This window comes from Shewanella sp. CAL98-MNA-CIBAN-0140, assembly GCF_040309905.1.
In the GTDB taxonomy this organism is placed as follows: domain Bacteria; phylum Pseudomonadota; class Gammaproteobacteria; order Enterobacterales; family Shewanellaceae; genus Shewanella; species Shewanella psychromarinicola.
The window spans coordinates 1-859 of sequence record NZ_JBEOPI010000091.1; the positions used below are offsets into that span (position 1 = coordinate 1).

The 859-nt window shown below is 34.0% G+C and carries 1 protein-coding gene; it reads left to right on the forward strand.

Annotation, left to right across the window (positions count from 1 at the left end; translation table 11 throughout):
* The first annotated feature begins 53 nt into the window (after window positions 1-53).
* Entirely contained in the window at window positions 54-650 is a 597-nt protein-coding gene (locus AAEY93_RS20265) for a DUF6988 family protein (RefSeq protein ID WP_351079429.1), read from the forward strand.
* Window positions 651-859: the final 209 nt, after the last annotated feature.

The following is an 859-nucleotide window of genomic DNA, read 5'->3' on the forward strand; positions in this document are numbered from 1 at the left end:
TTTCCTAGATTTAGTTAGGAAATAATCATGTCACATTTGAAGGTTATTGGTATGTGCGGTTAATTGAGCGCTTACGTTTAAACGGTATTGAGTTGCCAAATACAGGATCTATGATGGTTGCATCTTCATACTATTCACTTTGTATGGAGCACTTTAGGTCTATTGTGGCACTTACAGAATTAGAACTGCATGGTTCTGCTAGCTCTTTATTGCGCAGTCTATTTGAAAGTTATACGAAAGGGTTGTGGTTTGAATATTGTTCATCTGAAGTTGATATAGAGTTATTGAATAAAGACAAATTTAATAAACCCTTTGGTTTATTAGTTAAAGAGATCGATGAATACCGTAATAATTCTGAGAATAAAACAAGCAAATTATCAGTAGCCAAAAAAATGAATTGGAAAAGTCTCAATAATTTAACACATGCTGGTCCAGCTCAAATTACTAGACGTATTTCAGGAGATAACATCGCTTCGAATTACAATGAAGAGTTTATTAAAGATATGTTAAGTTTTTCAACAAATTATGGTTTATTGGCAGCAGGTCAACTTGCTTTACTTAGTGGGAATAAAGTTGCAAGAAAAACAGTACTTGAAATCTCAAAGTTACTATTCGAAAACGGTTATAACAAGGCACTTAAACGGAACTAAAACAGTTGGTTAGGTTTCGCTTCGCTGCACATTATAACCAACAAATTTAGTCCGCTTAGTGCGGCGTTGAACTAAGCCGTTGCGCGGAGCCAAATGAGGCTTCAATTGAGTTCATAATCTTCATTGAAACCTTTAGGCTTAAAGATGTAAGATAGAAAAATAAAATGAAAAGGAATTTCAATGAAAAACTTACCTGCTACTCAATATCA